Here is a 16,187-nt window from a genome sequence, read left to right on the forward strand (position 1 = left end):
AGGCTCAGGGCGAATGGGATTGGAGTTAGCGGCAGCGCTTCTTCGCGGTGATCGAACGATCAATTGCACGACCGCCGAGGGCACCGCCAACGCCGCCCGCCACCGTGCCGAGCAGACCGCCACCGACGGCGTTACCGATCAGTGCACCACCGACGCCGCCCGCAACCAGACCGGTCGTTCCGCTCGAATAGCGGCATCCGCGATAGTAGCGCTTCGACTTGCCGTAATAGCGATGCTTCTTGGCTTCGGCCTTGTCCGCTGGGACCGTCATCGACACCGGAACCGCGAGCGAAGCTGCGGCGAGCGTTAGGAAAATCTTGCGCATCGGGAATCCCTTTTTGGCTTTTCTTGCCGACGCGTAACGATCGAGGCGGCGATCGGTTGCACGGTCTGCCGCGGTACCGCGAAGTCCTGTGATACCAGCGCTTAACCTTACCCCCTTAGAGACGGTTGAGTGATTATTGGGATGAGTCGGTGTACGGAATCGGAGGAGCAGAGACGATCTCGGCCACGCCACGCTGGGGACAGCGGGCCGTGCCGCCGGTTGCGACCTGGGGCCTTTGGGAATGCGACCTCGCCACCGAAAAACTGACCTGGAGCGACGGGGTTTACGACCTGTTCGGTCTGCCGCGCGGCGGGACGGTGGATCGCGCTGCGACGCTGCAGCGCTACACGCCCGAATCGCGGATCGCGATGGAGTGCCACCGCGTCGCCGCGATCCGCGACAAGACGGGATTTACGATCGAGGCGCAAATTCGGGTCGATGACGCCCTGCGCTGGATTCGCATCGTGGCGCATGTCGAATGCGTGAACGGCGCGGCCGTGCGGCTGTACGGTGCCAAATATGATGTGACCGCCGAACGGATGCTGATCGCCACTTAAGCCAGCGCACCCCCGATTTCGCCTGCTTTCCCATCGACATCGCGTCGGGCGGAACGTATAAAGAACATATGGCGCAACTCGATGTTCAGCAGAAACTCGCGATCCTGGCCGATGCGGCGAAATATGACGCATCGTGCGCGTCATCCGGCTCGGTCAAACGCACCTCGCGCGATGGCAAGGGGCTGGGATCGACCGATCAGGGGATGGGCATTTGTCATGCCTATGCGCCGGATGGACGGTGCATCAGCCTGCTCAAGATTCTGCTGACCAATAGCTGCATTTTCGACTGCCACTATTGCATCAACCGCAAAAGCTCGAACGTACGGCGCGCGCGCTTTACGGCGGATGAGGTCGTGCGGCTGACGCTGTCCTTCTACAAACGCAATTATATCGAGGGGCTGTTCCTGTCGTCGGGGATCATCGGCTCCTCCAATTACACGATGGAGCAGATGGTCGAGGTGGCGCGGAGCTTGCGTGAGGATCATCACTTCCGCGGCTATATCCATTTGAAGACCATCCCCGACGCCGATCCGGAGCTGGTCCATCAGGCCGGGATGTACGCCGATCGCTTGTCGATCAATGTCGAGCTGCCGACCGTCTCGGGCCTGACTCGTCTGGCGCCCGAGAAATCGGCACAGCGGATCGAAGGCGCGATGGCCGAAACGAAAACCGCGATCCTTGATACGGCGGATGCGAAGAAGCGCTACAAATCCGCGCCGCGCTTCGCGCCGGCCGGGCAATCGACCCAGATGATCGTCGGCGCCGATGCGGCGACCGATGGCGACATCGTGACCAAGGCCTCGACGCTGTACGACCGTTTCCGCCTGCGCCGCGTCTATTATTCGGCGTTCAGCCCGATCCCCGATGCGAGCACCGTCCTCCCGCTGCAACGCCCGCCCTTGATGCGGGAGCATCGGCTGTATCAATCCGACTGGCTGATGCGCTTTTACGAATACACCCCCGCCGACGTGGTCGCGGCGGCGGATGCGACGACGGGGATGCTACCGCTCGATATCGACCCGAAGCTCGCCTGGGCGCTCAAATTTCGCGGGAGCTTCCCGGTCGATGTCAACCGCGCCCCCCGCGAGGCGCTGCTGCGCGTGCCGGGGCTTGGCGTGAAGGCGGTGAGCGCGATCCTGACCGCGCGGCGCTGGCGACGGCTGCATTTGGCCGATGTCGCGCGGCTAACCGTGTCGGTGGCGAAAGTGCGCCCTTTCCTGATCGCGGAAGATTGGCGGCCGGTGGCACTGTCCGATCGCGTGGAATTGCGGCCCGTGCTTGCACCCAAAGCGGCGCAATTGGAGTTGTTTGCCTGATTTTGAGTTCCGGTTCTTCCCCGTTCGCTCGAAACGAACGGGGTTGGGGCGGACGGTAGGGCGCTGGTATGTACGCGGTAACACTGGACCAACCCGATGACCTCGACGGATGGCGGGATGCAGCGCGACCGCTGGCAACGGCGGGCGTAAACCCTGCTGACATTGTTTGGCAGGTGGGTAAGCAGCCGACCGATCTGTTTGCAGGGACGACCGATCCGCTGCCGAGCGGGGGTAAGCCGTTCGGGGTGCCGCGCGCCTTCCTCGATCTGGCAAAGTCGGTGGTGTTGCACCGCGACCCCGAGCGCTTCGCGCTTCTCTACACGCTGTTACTGCGTCAGCGGACGCAGGCAGGCGCGATCGCCGACAAGGCCGATCCGCTGGTGCGGCGGCTGGAACATCTCGCGCAGGAGGTGCGGCGCGACATTCACAAAATGCGCGCCTTCCTGCGCTTTCGCGAAGTGGCCGAGGATGACGGCACGCCGCGCTTCGTCGCCTGGTTCGAGCCCGATCATCACATCCTGCGCTACAACGCGAAGTTCTTCATCGATCGTTTCGCGGCGATGCGCTGGTCGATCCTGACGCCCGAACTGTCGATCCATTGGGACGGCGAGACGCTCAGCGAAGGGCCCGGCGCGGTCAAAAGCGATGCCCCCGGCGGCGACCCGATCGAAGAGATGTGGAAGACCTATTACGCCTCGATCTTCAACCCCGCGCGCGTGAAGATCGGCGCGATGCTGAAGGAAATGCCGCGCAAATACTGGAAAAACATGCCCGAAACCGCGTTGGTGCCCGGACTGATTGCGGCGGCGCAGGCGCGGGAGAGCGGTATGATCGAAACGGCGCGGCACGAGATTGGCGGCAATGTCGCGGCGGCCTGGGCGGCGTTGCGCGATGAGGCGGCGGGCTGCACGCGCTGCCCGCTCTACAAACCGGCGACGCAGACGGTGTTCGGCGAGGGGCCGGTCGATGCCGCACTGATGTTCGTCGGCGAGCAGCCGGGCGATCAGGAGGATCTGGCGGGGCGACCCTTCGTCGGCCCGGCGGGTCAGGTGTTCGACCGCGCGCTCGCCTCCGCCGGGATCGACCGGGCGAGCGTGTACGTCACCAACGCCGTAAAGCATTTCAAGTTCGAACAGCGCGGCCCCCGCCGCATCCACGCCAAGCCCGGCACTGGCGAGATCGACGCCTGCCGGTGGTGGGTCGAGCAGGAACGCCTGCTGGTACGGCCAAAAGTCACGGTGGCGCTGGGTGCGACGGCGGCGCGCAGTCTGCTCGGGCGGACGGTGACGATCGGCAAGGAGCGGGGGCGCCCGCTCGAGCTTCCGGGTGATGGTGGCACGGCCCTTATCACCGTGCACCCGAGCTATCTCTTGCGCCTGTCCGATCGCGCGATGGCGGAGCAGGAAACCGCGCGGTTTGTTGCGGATATAGAGGCCGCTAGGGCGCTCCTCGGCTGAGCGAGCCGGTCGGCATCAGGCGGCCCTCAGCCAACGCTCTCCAGCACGCGGCCAGCGCGCGTCTTGGCGTCCAATCGTGGCCCTGAGCGCATAGCGGCGCGGCCAGTCGCCTTGCCGCCGGCCAGGGTGAAGGCGGCGGCATGGTCCTCCAACTGCCGTACCTCGCTGGTCAGTTTCTGTGTTGCCGCCGAGGTTTGTTCGACCATCGCGGCGTTTTGCTGCGTGCTTTCGTCCATGATCGAAACCGCCTTGCTGATCTCGCTGACCGTCAGCGATTGCGCCTGATTGTCGGTTGCCATCGCCAGAACGAGGACGTTCACCTCCGCCACATTATCGGCGATCGCTTCCAGCGCGCCATCGACCTTGGTGACGGCGTCCATCGCGGTGGTGATCTCGATTTGCGTCGCGGTGAGTTGATCGCGCGCGCGCTTGGCTTCATCTTCCGCGCGCTTGGCGAGCGCGCTGACCAGATCGGCGACCACGGAAAAGCCAAGACCTGCCTGACCCGCCCGGCCAGCCTCGACCGCGGCATTCATCGCCAGCACGCGCGTCTGGAAGGCGATCTTGTCGAGCCCCTCGATCACGCTGTCGATCCCTTGCGCACTCCCGCTTACCCGACCCATCGCCGATACCGCGTCGCGCGCGGTGTTACGGCCGTTTGCGACGGTCCCGATCGCCTGATCCGTCCGCTGCACCGTGGATAGGGAGGAGGCCGATGTCGTCTTCAGCCGCTCGCTGATCTGGCCGAGCGCGGCGTTGGTCTGCTCCAGCGTCGCGGCGTTGCTCTCGGTGCGCTGCGCAAGTTCGCTCGCCGCGAGCGCGATTTCCTGCGTTCCCAGGCTCAACCCGCCGGCACTGTGATTGACCAGTCGGATCATGTCGCCCAGGCTGGCCGGCGCCTCGTTATAATCGGTTTTCAGGCTTGCATAGGCGGGTGGGAACTCGGCCTCGATGAAGCGCGTCAGGTCGCCTTTCTTGAGCGCCGCCAGCCCCGCGCCGAGCGAGGCGGTGACCAATTCCTGTTCAATCTGTCGCGCTTCCCCGGCGGCGCGGGCGATCGAGGCCAGACGGAAGCCTTCCACCGCTTTGGCAAGCGCGCCAAGTTCATCCTCGCGGGTCAGATGCGGCACCGTCACGTCGCGGTGCGCCGCCAGGCTGGTCGTCGCGTCGACGATATTGGCAAGCGGTCGAATGATGCGGCGCTGCAAACCGAAATATGCCGCCCCGACCAGCAGGAACGTGACCGCGCCGACGATACAGAGCAAGGCGATTGCCCAGCGCAATTGCGCTGCGGACCGTTCCTTCAAGGCGGTCTGATAGGAGGTCGCCATCGTCACTGTCTTGTCGACCATCGCCCGTTGCTTGGCATAGGCATCGCTCAGCCGCTTGTAGCTAGCTTCCAGAGCGGCGCGATCGCGCGCCTTCGCCGCGGGCAAAAAAACGGGTGTTGAGTTCCGTCCAGAATTGACTGGCCGGCAGATGCGTCTCCTCGGTGATCGCGCGGTGCAGTTCCGGCGCAAGCTCGGCGGTGAGCCAGAAGGCGTGACGGTCGTCATAGTCCTTTTGCAGCTTGGCCAGGTGCGCGGCGTGAAAATCGTACCGCTCCGGCTCACGCAGCAGCACGGTCGCCTCGAAAAAGGGTTCGATAATATATTCGGGCGGAGGAAGGATGTCGGCGACCAGATCGGACATCAGATGTTTGCTGGTTTCCATCGGCCCGCCGATGCGGATTGCGTTGATGCGCGACGCGGCGAGCACGCCGCCCAGGCACAGGACAGCGAGCATCAATAACGTCGCCGTAATCACGAGTTTCCTGATCGGCATCCAGTCACTCCAGCATAGCGCACGAAACGGACAGCACGGATCGCCGCCACACGCAGGATGACGACCCTGTGGAGCTTTATAGGCGGGTGATCGGGGGGCTGGTTTTCGCGCCCAGGCGCGAACGGGAATTATTTGTTTCGCAACCCGATCGGCCGACTGATCGCTCTTGTAGCGACCGCTACAAGACGCTAAGCATAGTGTAGCAGTTGCTACGGAGGTAGATATGGTTGCGCTCGAATCTCGGCAAATCGCTCTTCTCGTCGCGTTCGGCGCTTCGCTGTGGTTCGGGGGGCGCTTCTGATCCGTACGGTCGAACCGCTCGGGGCGCTCCGCGGGATCGGCGTACCGATCCTGTATGCAGCGCTGTTTCCCGGCACCTATCCCTTCATCCTGCTGGCGCAGCGTATCGCGCGGTTGCAACCGGGCCAGACGCTGAACGCCGTCGCGATCGCGACGATGAGCGCGACCTTCCTCGATGGCATCGCGCTGATGGCCTATCCCGCGCTGTACGGCGCCGATCGCGGTGGCGCGGGCGCAGCGATCCTATGGGGTGGGGCGGTCGGCCTGGCGCTCGCGCTGATGATGGACCGGGCGAAGCGTAGTTAAGTGATGGTTGCGGGCCGACACCCCGCCACCCGTTCGTTTCGAGCGTGGTCGAGAAACTGCAAGCGTTGTGCCGGATTTCCTGACTAGGCTCGAACCGGACAGGTGGGAGGATTACGCCGCTGTTTAAAGCGCCGCCCGCGCGACGTCCTCCAAGCCGATGCTCTTCAGCAGCACCGCACCCTCGGTCATCACCAGCAAACGCGCCGCATCGCGGTCCCGGTCCGCGCTGTCCAACTGCGCCGAGCCCCATGCCAGAAACCCGCGCCCGATCTGCTCGCCGATGTCGCGGTATAGCGCATCACCTTGTCCCGCACGCGCCGCCATCTCCAGCCACAGCCGCATGAACGGCCACAGCGCATCATCGAGCACGATCGGCACCAGCCGCGCGCGCAAGGCGTCGAACGGCAGCAGCTCGCTCGCGGTGTTCGCGCCGAGCAACGCGACCATGCGCGCGGCGACGCATTCGAGCGTCGCGGCCATCACCGCGGCCTTGTCCTTGAAATGATAGAGTAGCATCCGGTCGCTGAGCCCTGCCGCTGCCGCGAGCGGACGCAGGCTCGATCCGGCGAGGCCGTGGGCGAGCACATGATCGGCGAGTTTGTCGAGCAAGTCGGCGCGCCGGGTATCGGATGTAACCACTGCGCCCCCGAAATGGCCTTGCGTCGTACGACGCGGTTCGCGTCGGATAGGGTGGGGGTTTCTGTTGCTCGGTACCCCCGGACCGCCGGTGTCTGCTTCTGTTGCCCGGTGCAGCCCGAACCGCGTTCTTTTGGGGTAACCTAGGCCGTTAGGCCTTCAGTTACGCCGCAATCGCGAGTGCTTCGTTATCGTTAGCACTTGTGGTTTTGAGCCTTGAACGGGTTACTCAGCCCGGGCAAAAACAGCGCCTTTCAATACACGTCGATCCTGGTTCGACCCCGTCAGAGCCCCTCTCGAAAGAGGGGTTTTGGTGGAGTCGCCGGGTACTGCCCCCGGGTCCGCTGCATCTATTCTACGCCGCACTTTATCGCCATAGCCGGACGAATCCGGCGCACTGGATATAGGTCGGCGTCATGAAATTGCAAAGCCTGCCTTCCACTCGCCACAAATTGCGTGCATGGGGTATAGTATCATGTTGACGCAACGGTCCCGCTACGCCCTTCGTGCAATGTTGTTTTTGGCCGAGGCCCCCGCGGGGAGCCCGCCGATCCCGATGAACCGCATCGCGGCGGAGGCGAACGTGCCGCGCAAGTTCCTGGAGCTGATCCTGGCCGATTTGCGCGAGGCGGGGTTCCTGCACAGCCATCGCGGCAAGATGGGCGGCTATTGCCTGTCGCGCCCGACGCATCTCATTTCGCTGGGCGAGATCATTCGCGTGATCGAAGGGCCGCTGGCGCTCGTGCCGTGCGTCAGCCGGACGGCGTATCGGTCGTGCAAGGATTGCAAGGACGAAGCGTCCTGCGCGATCCGCCACGCGATGCTCCGCGTGCGCGACGAGACCGCGCGGATCCTGGATGGCACCAGCCTGGCCGATGCGGCGGCCGAGGAATTGGTCGCGGCCTGATTCCCTTCTCCCATCGGGAGAAGGTGGCCCGAAGGGCCGGATGAGGGCAGGGCAGCGTCTGCGTGCCGCCCTCACCCTTCCGTCGCTTCGCTCCTCCCTCCCTCTCCCATTGGGAGAGGGATTTAGGCGCGCCGCTTCAATTCGTCCCGAATTTCGCGCAGCAGCGTGACATCCGCCGGTTCGACCGGCTCGGCTACCACTTCCGGCGCCTTGGGCATCATCCGATTCACCGCGCGGACGATCAGGAAGATGATGAACGCGACGATCAGGAAATTGACCGCCGCCGTCACGAACGCGCCATACCCCAGCAGCGGCACGCCGGCTTTCTTCAGCGCGGCATAATCCGACGATCCGGCAAGCGCCGCGGGCACCTTGCCCAGCACCACGAAATAGCTCGAAAAATCGAGCCCGCCGAAGATCTTGCCGATTACCGGCATGATGACATCATCTGTCAGTGAGGTGACGATCTTGCCGAACGCCCCGCCGATGATGACTGCGACGGCCAGATCGAGCACGTTGCCACGCGCGATAAAGGCCTTGAACTCCTTGAACATGGGGGTCCCCCTTCCGATTTTGCTTCGTGCCGCATTGGTACGCAGGTATCAGGGCGGCGCAAGGTCTGGAGGGATCAACACAATGAAGTATCGCACCCTGTTCGCACTCACGACGAGCGTCGCTCTGGCCGGTTGCGGCCTCAACAGCGTGCCGACGCAGGAGGAAAATGCGAAGGCGAAATGGGCCGATGTCGAGAATTACTATCAGCGTCGCGCCGATCTGATCCCCAATCTGGTCGCGACGGTGAAGGCCGCGGGCGCGCAGGAAAAGGCGATCCTGGTCGAGGTTACGCAGGCGCGCGCCTCGGCGACGCAGGTCAAGGTCGATCCATCGCAATTGAGCGATCCGGCCAAGGTGCAGGCGTATCAGCAGGCGCAGAACGGTCTGACACTGTCACTGCAACGCCTGCAGGAGGCGTATCCTGAACTGAAGTCGCAGGGCAATTACGCCACGCTGATGACCCAGCTGGAGGGCACGGAAAACCGCATCTCCACCGCGCGGCACGATTATAACGAAGCGGTGCAGGCGTATAACACGACGATCCGAACCTTCCCCGACGCGATCGGCGCCAAGGTGTTCTACGGCGCGAAGCCGCTGGTGCCGTTCAAGGCGACCACGCCGGGGGCGGAGACTGCGCCCTCGGTCGCCAACGCCTTCGGCAACACCAACTGATCGTACCCGGGCCGGAGGCCCATGCCATGCGCCTGATTCAGGCTATGATTGCGACGTTGGTCGCGCTGCTGCTGGGGATGTCCCCGGCAGCGGCGCAGACCTATCCCAAATTCACCGGGCTGGTGGTCGACGCCGCCAACGTCCTGCCGCCCGAAACAGAGGCGGACCTCACCGCCAAGCTGCAGGCGTTGCAGCGCGACACCAAGCGGCAAGTGGTGGTGGCGACGATCCCCGATCTGCAAGGGCGCGAGCTGGTCGAATATGGTGTAGGGCTCGGGCGGGCGTGGGGCGTCGGCCTCAAGGATGTCGATAACGGCGCGATCCTGTTCATCGCGCCGAACGAACCCAAGGGCCATCGTGGTCCGCGGCTGGAGGTCGGCCGTGGCCTGGAGCCATTCCTGACCGATGCCTTTGCGGGCACGATGATCCGCAATGACATGTTGCCCAAGCTTAGAGACTCGAACGATATTCCCGGCGCGATGGAAGCCGGCACCGACGCGATCATTGCCCAGCTTCGCGCCTCGCCCGAGGAGCAGAAGGCGCGGCTCGATGCGGCGGCGGCGGAGTTCGATCGCACCCACAAGACGACGCGCTCCGGCGGGGGCGGGTTTCCGGTCGGGCTGATCGTGTTCGGCTTCATCGCAATGTTCGTGTTGCTGTCATTCGGGCGGCGATCGAGTGGCCGCCGCTATGCGTCGCGTGATGGCGATAGCGGGCTGATGCCGGTGATCCTGTGGGGCATCGCTAATGAGATCGGCAATCAGGCGTCGCGCGGCAATTGGGGCGGTGGTGGCTCCGGCTGGGGCGGCGGCGGCTCGGGCGGCAGCGATTCGGGCGGCTGGGGCGGCAGTGATTTCAGCGGCGGCGGCGGCGATTTCGGTGGCGGCGGCGCATCGGGGGATTGGTGATGGTGCAGTTCGTTCTCACCCCCGCTGATCGCGACCGCGTGACGGCGGCCGTTGCCGAGGCCGAGCTTGGCACCGATGGCGAGATCGTCACGATCGTCGCGGCCAATTCCGATCGTTATCAGGACGTGCCGCTGCACTATGCGGTGCTGGCGATGCTGCTGGCGGGGGCGCTCGCGACGATCGATCTCGACTGGCTCACTTGGGGCGGCAGCGCGTGGGAGGCGACCGATCCCGGCCGAATTGTGCTCGGGCTGCTCATCGCGCAGGCGGTGCTGTTCCTCGTCGTGAGGTACGCGGTTGCGTGGACCCCGCTCAAGATGGCGCTGACCCCGCGCGCGACAAAGCGCCGGCGGGTGCGGCGGCGCGCGGTGCAGCATTTCAAGGTCGGCGCGGAACGGCGCACACAAGCGCGCATCGGCATCCTGCTGTATTTGTCGACCGACGAGCATATGGCCGAGTTGATCGCCGATGAAGCGATCGTCCGCGCGGTTCCCGCCGAGCGCTGGGGCGATGCGATGGCGGCTCTGATCAGCGCGGTGCGCGACGGGCGATCGGGTGACGGCATGGTCGCGGCGGTCGGCGTGATCGGCGGAATCCTTGGCGAAGTCTTCCCCAAGACGTCCGACGATGTGAACGAACTTCCTGATCGGGTGATTGAACTGTGACGGCGACGACGGTCTGGGAAGGCAAATATATCAAGGTGCTGCAGGACGGCACCTGGGAGTATGTGTCGCGCGCGCGCGGGATTCAGGCGGCGGTGATCCTGGCGATCGACGACGGCCACGTCGTGCTGGTCGAGCAATATCGCGTGCCGCTCGGGAAGCGCTGCCTCGAACTACCGGCCGGGCTGGTCGGCGACGAGGAGGCGGGCGAGAGCGTCGAGGCGTCCGCCGCGCGCGAGTTGGAGGAAGAGACTGGGTATCGCGCCGGCGTGATCGCGCCGCTTGGTTTCTTCCATTCCTCGCCGGGCATGGTGTCGGAGGGCTTCACGCTGGTCCGCGCGACCGGGCTGGAGCGCGTCGGGCCGGGTGGTGGCGACGCGGGCGAGAACATCACCGTGCTGCGCGTGCCCGTCGCGGAGATTGCGGATTTCGTCGCGGCGAAGCGGGCCGACGGCGTGGCGATCGATGTGAAATTGTTGCTGCTGCTCGGCGCGGGGATGCTGGCGGGCTAGCGTTCTTCGTCACCCCGGTCTTGTGCCGGGGTCCACCGTCCCGTTTGCACTGTGCTGTGTGAGAAGCGAGCGCGGTGTCGCTTGCACCGTGGACCCCGGCACAAGGCCGGGGTGACGGAAGAAAACCCTACCGAAAATTATCCGCATAAGACTGCAGCTTCAGCGTGCGTTCCGGCGCCGGAACCACGGTGAACGCAAGCCCCTGCCGCTCGGCATAGGCGATTGCCGCCTCCTGCGACGGGAAGGTCAGGCGCACCTGATCCTTGGTATCGCCCGAGCCCGCCCAGCCGGTCAGCGGATCGGGGCGCTTGGCTTCGGCGGGCGCGAAATCGAGCACCCAGCTGCTGGTGCGGGCACGGCCCGATGACATGGAGTTTTTCGGGCGCTGATAGATTCGGGCGGTCGACATGAATGCCCCCTTATCGCGCTTTTGCCGCGCGTGCATCCGCGTTTTTCGTGCGCAGCGTCGCGGCGGCCGATGCCGGGTCGTCGGGCCAGGGATGACGCGGATAGCGGCCGCGCATCTCGCGCGCGACATCGGCCCAACTCCCCGCCCAGAAGCCCGGCAGATCGCGCGTCGTCTGGATCGGGCGACCACCCGGCGAGGTCAGGCTGAGCACCAGCGGCACGCGCCCGCCCGCGATCGTCGGATGCGTGGCGAGGCCGAACAGCGTCTGGGGCCGCAACTCGACGCGCGGGCCACCCTCGGCGGCATAGTCGATCGCGTGGGTCGATCCGGCCGGGCTGGTGAAATGCGTCGGCGCGAGGCGATCGATCGTGCGCAGCGCCTCCCAATCGATCAAGCCGCGCAAAGCGTCGTGGAGCGCACCCGGATCGATCGCGTCGAGGCGGCGCACGCGCGTCAGCAGCGGCGCGAGCCATTCGTCCGCGCGGGCCAGCAGGGCTTCGTCGTCGAGCGCGAGATCGGCCCCGCCATGCGCGGCGGCAAAGGCGGCGCGGTGGCGCAGCGCGAGTGCGGCGTCGCTCCACGGTAGTCGGGCGAGGCCGTGCGCGCGCACGCCCTCGATCAAGGCGGCGGCGATGGCGTCCGGGTCGGCATTGGCGTCGGGGCCGCTCGACAGGCGCAGCGCGCCGAGGCGGCGTTCGCGTAACGCCTGCACGCCGCCGGTGGCCGGATCGAAGGCGACGGTGCGATGAGTCGCGATGCGGTCTCCGAACAGCGCTTCGATCGTGGCGAGGTCGATTGCCGCTGCGGACAGGATGCGCGCGCCCGACGCCATGCCTTGCGTCTCGGCGACCGCGAGCCATTCTTCACGTGCGAGGCTGGAGGTCGGATCGAGCTTGAACCCGCGCCCGCCGACCGAGGCCCAGGTCTCGCCCGATGCGTCGCGACGGCGCGCGATGCGATCGGGAAAGGCGAGGGCGATGGCGACCTCTTCTCCCCTCCCGCTTGCGGGAGGGGCTGGGGGAGGGGATGTTTCCGCGCGGCGCCCAGTCACAGGCCCTCCCCCAACCCCTTCCGCAAGCGGGAGGGGAGCAACAAGGGGAAAGGGAGTACGAAGAGAGGCCCACCTTTTCGCCAGCTTCCGCCCCGCCTCGGCGCGCTGCCCGCGCTCGCCGCGCCAGCGGCGACGGCGCGTCTCCAGATCCACGTCATTCCCGCCCAGCCCGCGCTCACCAAGCAGCACCGCGACTTCCGCCGCCACCTCGCCTAGGCCGCGTTCGCCGCTACGCACCAGCATATGCCCCAGCCGGGGCGCAAGCGGCAGGCGCGCAATCGCGCGACCATGTGCGGTCGGTCTGCCGTCTGTGCCCAATGCCTCCAGTGCGGTCAGCCGCGAGCGCGCCTCCTGCACCGCGGCTTCGGTCGGGGGATCGAGCCAGCACAGCGCCCTCGGATCGGCGATGCCCCAGATCGCGCAATCGAGTGTCAGCGCCGACAGATCGGCCTCCAGGATTTCGGGCGGATCGAAGCGTGGCAGGCCCGCCGTCGCGGCCTCCTCCCACAGCCGGTACGCGACGCCCGGCCTCTGCCGCGCGGCGCGACCGGCACGTTGCGTGACGGCGGCCTGGCTCGCGCGTTCGGTGACGAGCCGCGTCATCCCCGCCGCACGATCATACCGCGGTCGGCGCGCCAGCCCCGAGTCCACCACCACGGAGATGCCATCGAGCGTCAGGCTGGTCTCGGCGATGCTCGTCGCGAGCACGACCTTGCGGCGGCCCTCCCGGTCCGGCGCGATCGCCGCGCGCTGTGCGGCGGGATCGAGGCTGCCGTGGAGCCGGTGGAGCACGATGCCACCGCCGAGCCCGTCGAGGCGTTCCGCCGTCCGCTCGATCTCCGCTACACCCGGCAGGAAGGCGAGCACGCCGCCGCTCTCGTCGCGCAAGGCGGTGCGGATCGCGGCGGCGACCGAATCCTCGATCCGTGCCTCCGCCGCGCGCCCGATATGGCGCAGCGTCACCGGGTGCATCCGCCCGGCGCTTTCCACCACCGGCGCGTCCCCCATCAGCCCGGAGAAACGCGCGCCGTCGAGCGTCGCCGACATCGCCACCAACCGCAGATCGGGCTGCAGCGCGCCTTGCGCATCGAGCGCGAGCGCGAGGCCGAAATCGCTGTCGAGGCTACGCTCATGCACTTCGTCGAACAGCACCGCCGAGACGCCGGAAAGCTCCGGGTCCGCCTGAATCCGCGCGACGAAGATGCCCTCGGTCACCACCGTCACGCGCGTCGCCGCGGAGCGCTTGCTGTCCATCCGCGTCGCATAGCCGAAGGTCTGGCCGACAGTTTCGCCGGCATTGGCCGCCATCCGCTCGGCGGCGGCGCGCGCGGCGAGGCGGCGGGGGGAGAGCAACAGAATCTCGCCGTTGCACCACGGCTCGGTGAGCAGCGCAGGCGCAACCGCGGTCGTCTTGCCTGCGCCCGGCGGCGCGACGAGCACGGCGTTCGACCCCGCCCGCAACGCCGTGAGCAGATCGGGCAACGCCTCGAAGATCGGCAGCGTCATCGGCGCGGTCTGGCGTAAGAGGGCGTAAGTGACGCATTTGTCATGCCCGGCGTCCTAGTATCTCACGGGGGGGTGATGCTAGCGTCTTGCTTTAGCGTAAAAGAGGCGGACGTTTTGGCCGGACATAGCCATAGCCATCACGGGCATGATCATGGGCACGGGCATAGTCACGGGCACGGGCACGGGCATAGTCATGGGCATGGCCACAGCCACGCGCCGCCCGCCGGGCACGATCGCGCCTTTGCGATCGGCATCGGGCTCAACGTCGCCTTCATCGCGGTGGAGGTGGTGTTCGGCCTCATCGCCGGATCGGTCGCCTTGCTCGCCGATGCCGGGCATAATCTGTCCGACGTGCTCGGGCTGTGCGCGGCGTGGGCGGCGATCGCACTGGGCAAGCGCGCGGCGTCGAAGCGCTTCACCTATGGGCTGAAGGGATCGACGATCCTGGCGGCGCTGCTCAACGCGCTGCTGCTGCTGGTGGCGCTGGGCGCGATCGTCTTGGAGGCGGTGCAGCGGCTTGCCAATCCCGCGCCGATCGACGGACCGACGGTCGCCTGGGTCGCCGCGGCGGGGATTGTGGTCAACGGCGCGACGGCGCTGCTGTTCATGCGGGATCGCAAGAGCGACCTCAACATTCGCGGTGCCTATCTCCACATGCTGAGCGATGCGATGGTGTCGGCCGGGGTGGTCGTCTCGGGCCTCGCGATCTGGTGGAGCGGCGCTGTCTGGATCGATCCGCTGGTCAGCATCGCGATCGCCGTGCTGATCTTCCTGCAGACCTGGGGTTTGCTCAAGGAATTGACCGAAATGGCGCTGGCGGCTGTGCCGCGCGGGATCGATTCGGATAAAGTGTGGATGGAATTGCGCACGCTGCCGGGCGTGGAGCGCGTCCACCATGTCCATATCTGGCCGATGAGCACGACCGAAACGGTGCTCACCGCGCATCTGGTGATGCCGGGCGGGCATCCGGGCGATGCGTTTCTCGACGATGCTCGCGCGATGCTGAAGGATCGCTTCGGAATCGGCCACGCGACGCTGCAGGTGGAACTGGCGGGCGGGGAGACCAGCGCGGCGAAGGTCGGGTGTTAGCTGGCGCCTTCCTCCCTCCGTTCGGCCCCGGACCTGATCCGCAGCTGTCGAAGCCCTGCCCTCAGAAAGCAGCGCCGCCCGTGTGGCACGTTGCCCTTCGACAGGCTCAGGGCGAATGGAAGAGGAGTAGGGCCCGCTAGTAAGCCCGCGCCACCGCGAATTCGACTGCTTCGACCATAGCATCCTTCGCCTTGCTATTGGCGAAGATGCCGAGCGCGTCGATCGCGCGCTGGCCGTAGTGGCGCGCGCGGGCGAGCGTGTCGTTGACCGCGCGAGTCGACTGCACCAGCTCGATCGCGTGCGCGAAATCCTCGTCGCGGTTGCGATGGCCCTCGATCGCCGCCTTCCAGAAGGCGCGGTCCTCGACATTGCCGCGTGCATAGGCGAGGATCACCGGGAGCGTCGCCTTGCCTTCGCGGAAATCATCGCCGGCGTCCTTGCCCATCGTGCCCGCGTCGGAGACGAAGTCGATTGCGTCATCGACCAATTGGAACGCGATGCCGAGGTTGCGGCCATAGGCGTCGAGCGCCAGCTCCTCCGCCTCGGGCCGCTCCGCCACCACAGCGGCCACGCGGCAGGCGGCGGCGAACAGCGCGGCGGTCTTCGCGCCAATAATGTCGAGATAGCGTTCCTCGGGGGTATCGACCCGGCGCGCGGCGGTGAGCTGGTTAACCTCACCCTCGGCGATGATCGCGCTGGCGCCCGACAGGATGCCCAGCACTTTCAGCGATCCGTCCTCGACCATCAGCTCGAACGAGCGGCTGAACAGGAAATCGCCGACCAGGACGCTGGCCGGATTACCCCAGATCAGATTGGCGGTGCGTTTGCCCCGGCGCAGGTCCGATCCGTCGACGACATCGTCGTGCAGCAGCGTCGCGGTGTGGATGAATTCGACCGCCGCGGCCAGGCGGTGGTGGCGCGTGCCCATGTATCCGAGCAGCCGCGCGCTCGCGAGAGTCAGCATCGGGCGCATCCGCTTGCCGCCGCCAGCGATCAGATGCCCGGCAAGTTCGGGGATCAGCGGGATCTGCGATTGCATCCGCGACAGGATCACAGCGTTGACCATGTTCATGTCGCCCGCGACCAGCGCAACCATCGGGTCGAGCGATGCGGCGGGGCGACCCGGTTCACGGTTCGGGTCGAGGCGGTGGATGGTAGCGGTCATCGTGCCCGCGATGTGGCGTTGCCGCCGCGT

18 protein-coding genes and 1 other RNA gene are annotated in these 16,187 nt (G+C 66.3%); 10 read left to right on the forward strand and 9 right to left on the reverse strand.

The annotated features are described in order from the left end of the window. Positions 1-25: 25 nt before the first annotated feature. Positions 26-325 (reverse strand): hypothetical protein, encoded by a 300-nt coding sequence (locus AB5I39_RS12295; RefSeq protein ID WP_404367184.1) that lies wholly within the window; start codon positions 323-325, stop codon positions 26-28. A 149-nt stretch (positions 326-474) separates the two neighbouring features. On the opposite strand from AB5I39_RS12295, the gene AB5I39_RS12300 reads away from it, so the two are divergent. The 3 genes from AB5I39_RS12300 to AB5I39_RS12310 all read left to right on the forward strand — a co-directional run bounded on the left by AB5I39_RS12300 (position 475) and on the right by AB5I39_RS12310 (position 3,655). Further along, positions 475-882, forward strand: a complete 408-nt coding sequence (locus AB5I39_RS12300) for a hypothetical protein (RefSeq protein ID WP_404367187.1) — start codon at positions 475-477, stop codon at positions 880-882. A gap of 68 nt (positions 883-950) precedes the next feature. Next, positions 951-2,198: a putative DNA modification/repair radical SAM protein gene (locus AB5I39_RS12305; protein ID WP_404367189.1), complete on the forward strand. Its 1,248-nt coding sequence runs from the start codon at positions 951-953 to the stop codon at positions 2,196-2,198. Between the two features lie 68 nt (positions 2,199-2,266). Further along, positions 2,267-3,655: a UdgX family uracil-DNA binding protein gene (locus tag AB5I39_RS12310; RefSeq protein ID WP_404367192.1), complete on the forward strand. Its 1,389-nt coding sequence runs from the start codon at positions 2,267-2,269 to the stop codon at positions 3,653-3,655. A gap of 26 nt (positions 3,656-3,681) precedes the next feature. Here AB5I39_RS12310 and AB5I39_RS12315 read toward each other — a convergent pair whose 3' ends face one another. Beyond that, positions 3,682-5,091: a methyl-accepting chemotaxis protein gene (locus AB5I39_RS12315; RefSeq protein ID WP_404367195.1), complete on the reverse strand. Its 1,410-nt coding sequence runs from the start codon at positions 5,089-5,091 to the stop codon at positions 3,682-3,684. Next, the gene (locus AB5I39_RS12320) at positions 5,048-5,479 is read right to left on the reverse strand and encodes a hypothetical protein (protein WP_404367198.1); all 432 of its coding nucleotides are present in this window, start codon (positions 5,477-5,479) and stop codon (positions 5,048-5,050) included. The genes AB5I39_RS12315 and AB5I39_RS12320 overlap by 44 nt, the downstream gene beginning before the upstream one ends. Positions 5,480-5,758: 279 nt before the next feature. On the opposite strand from AB5I39_RS12320, the gene AB5I39_RS12325 reads away from it, so the two are divergent. Then, on the forward strand, positions 5,759-6,085 hold the full coding sequence (locus tag AB5I39_RS12325) for a hypothetical protein (protein ID WP_404367200.1): 327 nt from the start codon (positions 5,759-5,761) through the stop codon (positions 6,083-6,085). 123 nt (positions 6,086-6,208) lie between these two features. Here AB5I39_RS12325 and AB5I39_RS12330 read toward each other — a convergent pair whose 3' ends face one another. Both AB5I39_RS12330 and ssrA read right to left on the reverse strand, forming a co-directional pair. After that, the gene (locus AB5I39_RS12330; RefSeq protein ID WP_404367203.1) at positions 6,209-6,724 is read right to left on the reverse strand and encodes a TetR family transcriptional regulator; all 516 of its coding nucleotides are present in this window, start codon (positions 6,722-6,724) and stop codon (positions 6,209-6,211) included. An 87-nt stretch (positions 6,725-6,811) separates the two neighbouring features. Next, positions 6,812-7,154, reverse strand: a transfer-messenger RNA (tmRNA) gene (gene ssrA / locus AB5I39_RS12335). Positions 7,155-7,196: 42 nt separating this feature from the next. Here ssrA and AB5I39_RS12340 point away from each other — a divergent pair. Beyond that, positions 7,197-7,628 carry an RrF2 family transcriptional regulator gene (locus AB5I39_RS12340; RefSeq protein ID WP_404367206.1) on the forward strand — a complete coding sequence of 144 codons (432 nt, stop codon included), beginning with the start codon at positions 7,197-7,199 and terminating at the stop codon, positions 7,626-7,628. 122 nt (positions 7,629-7,750) lie between these two features. On the opposite strand, the gene mscL is transcribed toward AB5I39_RS12340, so the two are convergent. Next, positions 7,751-8,182 carry a large conductance mechanosensitive channel protein MscL gene (mscL, locus tag AB5I39_RS12345; protein ID WP_404367209.1) on the reverse strand — a complete coding sequence of 144 codons (432 nt, stop codon included), beginning with the start codon at positions 8,180-8,182 and terminating at the stop codon, positions 7,751-7,753. Between the two features lie 82 nt (positions 8,183-8,264). On the opposite strand from mscL, the gene AB5I39_RS12350 reads away from it, so the two are divergent. The 4 genes from AB5I39_RS12350 to AB5I39_RS12365 are packed head-to-tail and all read left to right on the forward strand — an operon-like array spanning position 8,265 to position 10,937. Further along, positions 8,265-8,855 carry a LemA family protein gene (locus AB5I39_RS12350; RefSeq protein WP_404367212.1) on the forward strand — a complete coding sequence of 197 codons (591 nt, stop codon included), beginning with the start codon at positions 8,265-8,267 and terminating at the stop codon, positions 8,853-8,855. A gap of 26 nt (positions 8,856-8,881) precedes the next feature. Continuing rightward, positions 8,882-9,763, forward strand: coding sequence for a TPM domain-containing protein (locus AB5I39_RS12355; protein WP_404367214.1), 882 nt, complete (start codon positions 8,882-8,884; stop codon positions 9,761-9,763). Further along, positions 9,763-10,428 (forward strand): TPM domain-containing protein, encoded by a 666-nt coding sequence (locus tag AB5I39_RS12360; RefSeq protein ID WP_404367217.1) that lies wholly within the window; start codon positions 9,763-9,765, stop codon positions 10,426-10,428. Before AB5I39_RS12355 ends, AB5I39_RS12360 begins: the two co-directional genes overlap by 1 nt. After that, a complete protein-coding gene (locus AB5I39_RS12365) occupies positions 10,425-10,937 on the forward strand; it encodes an NUDIX hydrolase (RefSeq protein ID WP_404367220.1) in 513 nt (170 codons plus the stop codon). The genes AB5I39_RS12360 and AB5I39_RS12365 overlap by 4 nt, the downstream gene beginning before the upstream one ends. A 127-nt stretch (positions 10,938-11,064) precedes the next feature. Here AB5I39_RS12365 and AB5I39_RS12370 read toward each other — a convergent pair whose 3' ends face one another. Together AB5I39_RS12370 and hrpB are read right to left on the reverse strand one after the other, a co-directional pair. Next, entirely contained in the window at positions 11,065-11,346 is a 282-nt protein-coding gene (locus AB5I39_RS12370) for an ETC complex I subunit (protein ID WP_404367222.1), read from the reverse strand. Positions 11,347-11,356: 10 nt separating this feature from the next. Further along, positions 11,357-13,903, reverse strand: coding sequence for an ATP-dependent helicase HrpB (hrpB, locus tag AB5I39_RS12375; RefSeq protein ID WP_404367225.1), 2,547 nt, complete (start codon positions 13,901-13,903; stop codon positions 11,357-11,359). A gap of 114 nt (positions 13,904-14,017) precedes the next feature. Between hrpB and AB5I39_RS12380 the strand changes: the two genes are divergently transcribed. Then, a complete protein-coding gene (locus AB5I39_RS12380; RefSeq protein WP_404367227.1) occupies positions 14,018-14,992 on the forward strand; it encodes a cation diffusion facilitator family transporter in 975 nt (324 codons plus the stop codon). A 136-nt stretch (positions 14,993-15,128) separates the two neighbouring features. Here the strand turns inward: AB5I39_RS12380 and AB5I39_RS12385 are convergent, their stop codons facing one another. Beyond that, the gene (locus tag AB5I39_RS12385) at positions 15,129-16,157 is read right to left on the reverse strand and encodes a polyprenyl synthetase family protein (protein WP_404367230.1); all 1,029 of its coding nucleotides are present in this window, start codon (positions 16,155-16,157) and stop codon (positions 15,129-15,131) included. Positions 16,158-16,187: the final 30 nt, after the last annotated feature.

This window comes from Sphingomonas sp. MMS24-J45 (assembly GCF_044881195.1).
In the GTDB taxonomy this organism is placed as follows: domain Bacteria; phylum Pseudomonadota; class Alphaproteobacteria; order Sphingomonadales; family Sphingomonadaceae; genus Sphingomonas.

Bases quoted from the DNA above. Each gene is read 5' to 3' on its own strand.
- AB5I39_RS12305 (WP_404367189.1), top strand. From the start codon at position 951: ATGGCGCAACTCGATGTTCAGCAGAAACTCGCGATCCTGGCCGATGCG.
- AB5I39_RS12350 (WP_404367212.1), top strand. From the start codon at position 8,265: ATGAAGTATCGCACCCTGTTCGCACTCACGACGAGCGTCGCTCTGGCC.
- hrpB (WP_404367225.1), bottom strand. From the start codon at position 13,903: ATGACGCTGCCGATCTTCGAGGCGTTGCCCGATCTGCTCACGGCGTTG.
- AB5I39_RS12320 (WP_404367198.1), bottom strand. From the start codon at position 5,479: ATGCCGATCAGGAAACTCGTGATTACGGCGACGTTATTGATGCTCGCT.
- AB5I39_RS12340 (WP_404367206.1), top strand. From the start codon at position 7,197: ATGTTGACGCAACGGTCCCGCTACGCCCTTCGTGCAATGTTGTTTTTG.
- AB5I39_RS12310 (WP_404367192.1), top strand. From the start codon at position 2,267: ATGTACGCGGTAACACTGGACCAACCCGATGACCTCGACGGATGGCGG.
- AB5I39_RS12385 (WP_404367230.1), bottom strand. From the start codon at position 16,157: ATGACCGCTACCATCCACCGCCTCGACCCGAACCGTGAACCGGGTCGC.
- AB5I39_RS12295 (WP_404367184.1), bottom strand. From the start codon at position 325: ATGCGCAAGATTTTCCTAACGCTCGCCGCAGCTTCGCTCGCGGTTCCG.
- AB5I39_RS12355 (WP_404367214.1), top strand. From the start codon at position 8,882: ATGCGCCTGATTCAGGCTATGATTGCGACGTTGGTCGCGCTGCTGCTG.
- AB5I39_RS12360 (WP_404367217.1), top strand. From the start codon at position 9,763: ATGGTGCAGTTCGTTCTCACCCCCGCTGATCGCGACCGCGTGACGGCG.
- mscL (WP_404367209.1), bottom strand. From the start codon at position 8,182: ATGTTCAAGGAGTTCAAGGCCTTTATCGCGCGTGGCAACGTGCTCGAT.
- AB5I39_RS12370 (WP_404367222.1), bottom strand. From the start codon at position 11,346: ATGTCGACCGCCCGAATCTATCAGCGCCCGAAAAACTCCATGTCATCG.